Annotated in this window: 5 protein-coding genes; 4 read left to right on the top strand and 1 reads right to left on the bottom strand. The window is 71.2% G+C overall.

Annotated features, from left to right (window positions below):
* Nucleotides 1–9: 9 nt before the first annotated feature.
* Complete coding sequence (locus AC13HU_RS33205; RefSeq protein ID WP_483045698.1) at nucleotides 10–957, bottom strand: SAM-dependent methyltransferase; 948 nt, start codon at nucleotides 955–957, stop codon at nucleotides 10–12.
* A 237-nt stretch (nucleotides 958–1,194) separates the two neighbouring features.
* On the opposite strand from AC13HU_RS33205, the gene proS reads away from it, so the two are divergent.
* The 4 genes from proS to AC13HU_RS33185 all read left to right on the top strand — a co-directional run bounded on the left by proS (nucleotide 1,195) and on the right by AC13HU_RS33185 (nucleotide 4,308).
* A complete protein-coding gene (gene proS / locus AC13HU_RS33200; RefSeq protein WP_483045697.1) occupies nucleotides 1,195–2,607 on the top strand; it encodes a proline--tRNA ligase in 1,413 nt (470 codons plus the stop codon).
* Nucleotides 2,608–2,869: 262 nt separating this feature from the next.
* Nucleotides 2,870–3,460, top strand: coding sequence for a hypothetical protein (locus tag AC13HU_RS33195; protein ID WP_483045696.1), 591 nt, complete (start codon nucleotides 2,870–2,872; stop codon nucleotides 3,458–3,460).
* A gap of 147 nt (nucleotides 3,461–3,607) precedes the next feature.
* Nucleotides 3,608–4,066, top strand: coding sequence for a 30S ribosomal protein S16 (rpsP, locus tag AC13HU_RS33190; RefSeq protein WP_483045695.1), 459 nt, complete (start codon nucleotides 3,608–3,610; stop codon nucleotides 4,064–4,066).
* 2 nt (nucleotides 4,067–4,068) lie between these two features.
* Nucleotides 4,069–4,308, top strand: a complete 240-nt coding sequence (locus tag AC13HU_RS33185) for an RNA-binding protein (RefSeq protein WP_093716568.1) — start codon at nucleotides 4,069–4,071, stop codon at nucleotides 4,306–4,308.
* Nucleotides 4,309–4,319 lie beyond the last annotated feature (11 nt).

The raw sequence follows: 4,319 nt of genomic DNA, 5'->3' as shown, positions 1-4,319 counted from the left end.
GTGCAGGGGTCAGGCGCGGGCTATCAGGTAGCGGAAGACGTTCTCCATCCGTACCGACCCGTCGGGCCGGCGGTAGGGGTGCAGGGCCTCGGCGATCTCCTTGCCGACCTGCTGGCGGTCGGTGGCGGCGACGGCCGCGTCGAACAACCCGGTGGACACCAGGCCGCGGACCGCGCTGTGCAGGTCGGAGTAGCCGAAGGGGCAGGACACGCGCCCGGAGCCGTCGGGTCGCAGCCCGGCCGTACGCGCCAGGTCCTCCAGATCGTCGCGGCCGCTGAGCCGCAGGGCGGGGGCCGTCGCGGCACGCGGCTCCGCCAGCCGCGTGGCGACCTTGAGCACACGGGAGGTCGCGCACCGCTCGGGCGGACCCCAGCCGGCCAGCACGACCGCGCTGCCGGGCCGCGCGTTGCGTGCCACCGCGGCCAGCGCGGGCCCGAGTTCGGCGGTGGGCGCGGCGGGTTCGAAGGCGGTGATGACGTCGTAGCCGCGGCCGGAACCGGGCCGGACCGCGTCGCTGTGGTCGTCGGGTGCGGGCGGTGGCGTCCGGCCGCTGCCGGTGGTGGCGGCCCCGCTGCGCGCGGGGGCCCTGGCGGTCAGGGCGGCCGTGGTGCGCGGCCGGGCGCTGCGCAGGTCCGCGAGGCGCAGATCGCCGGCGAGCAGCCGCGTACGGTGCTCCGGCGGGCGGTCGCGCTCCCTTGCCGCCAGCCGCTCGCGGGCCAGTGCCAGCCGCTCGGCGTCCCGGTCGTGGCCGGTGACGGCGGCGCCCCTCGCGGAGGCGAGCATCAACGCCAGGCCGCTGCCGCAGGCCAGGCCGAGCAGCCGGGTGCCGGCCCCCACCTCCAGCCGGTCGTACACCACGTCGTAGAGCGGGACGAGCATCCGCTCCTGGATTTCCGCCCAGTCCCTGGCTCTGCCCTGCGTGCCGGGCCTGGAGCCGCGATAGAGCGTAGCCGTCATGGAAGAGCTCCCATCAGCCGAGCGGAACCGCCGTCTGCTCCCCGTGATGTGGTGCCAGGGGTCGTACTCGTCCCTGCATGCCAGACAACTGCCGTTTCGCGCCCCCGTCCAGAGGGCGGGGGACGCGTTCTCGTGAACTTCCGGCGACGCCCGTGTTTCACGCGGCTCACGCGCTCCGGCGTGCGCCGGGCAGCGGCCGATTCACGCTGGGGTGGCACGGGGCCTTACCATCGGCCCATGGCTAAGGCTCCCGTTCTCACCCCCCAAGCGGACGACTTCCCGCGCTGGTACCAGGACCTGATCAACAAGGCCGAACTGGCCGACAACGGCCCCGTGCGCGGAACCATGGTGATCAGGCCGTACGGCTACGGTCTGTGGGAGCGGATGCAGGCCGACATGGACGCGCGGATCAAGGCGGTCGGCGCGCAGAACGCGTACTTCCCGCTCTTCATCCCGCAGTCGTACCTCACCCGCGAGGCCCAGCACGTGGAGGGCTTCGCGCCGGAGTTGGCGGTGGTGACGCACGGCGGTGGCAAGGAGCTGGAGGAGCCGATCGTCGTCCGGCCGACGTCCGAGACGATCATCAACGAGTACTTCTCCAAGTGGGTGCAGAGCTACCGCGACCTGCCGCTGCTGATCAACCAGTGGGCGAACGTGGTGCGTTGGGAGCTGCGGCCGCGGCTGTTCCTGCGCACGACGGAGTTCCTGTGGCAGGAGGGGCACACCGCGCACGCCACCCAGGAGGACGCCCGCGAGTTCGCCGCCCGTATCCAGTACGACGTGTACGGCGACTTCATGGAGAACGTCCTGGCGATGGACGTGGTGCCGGGCCGCAAGACCGCCAAGGAGCGGTTCGCCGGCGCGATCAACACCCTCACCCTGGAGGGGATGATGGGTGACGGCAAGGCGCTCCAGCTCGGCACCAGCCACGAGTTGGGGCAGAACTTCGCGAAGGCGTTCAACACGTCGTACCTGTCCAAGGAGGGCACCCAGGAGCACGTCTGGCAGACGTCCTGGGGGAGCACCACGCGGCTGATCGGCGCGCTGGTGATGATGCACGGCGACGACAACGGGCTGCGGGTGCCGCCGCGGCTGGCGCACGTGCAGGTCGTGGTGATGGCGATCAAGGACGACGAGGCCGTCGTGGCGAAGGTGCACGAGGTCGGCGAGAAGCTGCGCGCGGCCGGGCTGCGGGTGGTCGTGGACGACCGGACCGACACCCCCTTCGGGCGGCGCGCGGTCGACTGGGAGCTCAAGGGCGTGCCGCTGCGGGTCGAGATCGGCCCGCGCGACCTGGCCGGCGGCACCGCGATGGTCGCCCGCCGCATCCCCGGCGGTAAGGAGCCGGTCTCCCTGGACGCGCTGGAGACCCTGCTGCCCAAGGCGATGGAAGAGGACCAGGCGCGGCTGCTCCAGGAGTCCCGCGACCGTCGGCTGTCCCGAACCGTGGACGTGACCACGGTCGCCGAGGCGGCCGAGGCCGCGGCCAACGGCTGGGCCCGTATCCCGTGGGCGGACCTGGGCCCCGAGGGCGAGGCGACACTGGCCGAGCAGGGCGTCTCGGTGCGCTGCCTGGTCGCCGAGGACGGTTCGGTGCCGCTCGCCGACGACGCCCCCGGCACCGTGGCGATCGTGGCCCGCGCCTACTAGGCCCGCTTTGGCCCACCTGGAACCACCCGGGTCCGGGCGGTTCCCTCCGGCGTCCGCTGACCGATCAGCGGTGTACGGAATATGTTCATACGTCCGTGCTTGGGGGCGGGTGCGCAGGTTCACCGGTGTTACTCCGGTCCCTCCGCACCCGCCCTGCGTCATGCGTATCCATTGCGCAACATCCGGAACTGACCGATCAGTGCAAATTAATTGGGCTAGCCCGGAATCGGAACACCGGGGGCGCCCGGCTCGTTGTCACGGCGTGAGCACGACACCACCTGTTCTCGCCGCCGAGCTGGCAGTCGCCTGGGCCGATATTCAACGGCACCATTCCGAGCTGCCCGATCTGGCCGCGCCCGAGTCCCTGATCGGAGAGTCCTCGTCCGCCTGCGGCACCGAGCTCTCCTTCGAAAGGTTGCTGCACGAGGCTGTGCACGGGATCGCCGCGGCCCGCGGCATCCGTGACACCTCACGCGCCGGCCGCTACCACAACCGCAGATTCCTCGCCATCGCCGACGAGATGGGCCTGGACCACGCCGACGAGCCGCATCCCAGCAGCGGCTTCTCGCTCGTGGTGATGCGGCCCGACACCCGTAAGCGTTACCGGGCCACCATCGAGCGGCTGCAGCGCGCGCTCAAAGCGCATACTGCGGCCACCACCGCCGACACCGCCCGCTCCTTCCGTGGACCTGCCGCCCGGCACGGCTCCTCGGGCGGTGGCGTGCGCGTCAAGGCCGTCTGCGACTGCGGGCGGAATGTCCGGGTAGTGCCCTCGGTGCTGGCCCAGGCGCCGATCATGTGCGGCGCCTGCGGGCAGCCGTTCCGGATCCCGGAGGTCGTTGGGGTCGGCTGACTGTGGCACAATGTTTAGCTGAGAACTCGACAGCCGTGCAGGAACCCTCTCTCCTTCGGCTGACGCGTCCATCGGGCGCACGACTTCCACAACCCCACGTGGCCGTCAGTGTGCCCAAACACGTCAACTTCAGGAGAACCCACTCCCGTGGCAGTCAAGATCAAGCTGAAGCGTCTGGGCAAGATCCGCGCGCCTCACTACCGCATCGTCGTCGCCGACTCCCGTACCCGCCGTGACGGCCGGGCCATCGAGGAGATCGGCCTGTACCACCCCGTGCAGAACCCGTCGCGCATCGAGGTCGACTCCGAGCGCGCGCAGCACTGGCTCTCCGTCGGCGCGCAGCCGACCGAGCCCGTGCTCGCCATCCTGAAGCTGACGGGCGACTGGCAGAAGTTCAAGGGCGAGCCCGCCCCTGCCCCGCTGCTCCAGCCGGAGCCGAAGGCCGACAAGCGCGTGCTGTTCGAGGCCGCCGCCAAGGACACCGCCGACGAGCCGAAGGGTGAGGCGATCACCCCCAAGGCGAAGAAGGCCGACAAGGCCGACAAGGCTGACAAGAAGGCCGACGACGCCGAGGCCACCGCCTCTGCCGAGTCCACCGGGGCCTGAGCGTGCTTGAGGAGGCCCTTGAGCACCTTGTGAAGGGCATCGTCGACAACCCTGACGATGTGCAGGTCGGCATGCGGACCCTGCGCCGTGGCAGTGTGCTGGAGGTCCGGGTGCACCCCGACGACCTCGGCAAGGTCATCGGGCGCAACGGCCGTACCGCCCGCGCGCTGCGCACCGTCGTCGGCGCCCTTGGTGGCCGGGGTGTCCGCGTCGACCTCGTCGACGTGGACCAGGTGCGCTGAGCGCGCTCTGC

It is taken from the genome of Streptomyces sp. NH27, from assembly GCF_056859195.1.
Note: the sequence above shows the minus strand (reverse complement) of the source record. Positions and strands in the feature narration are given on the sequence as shown.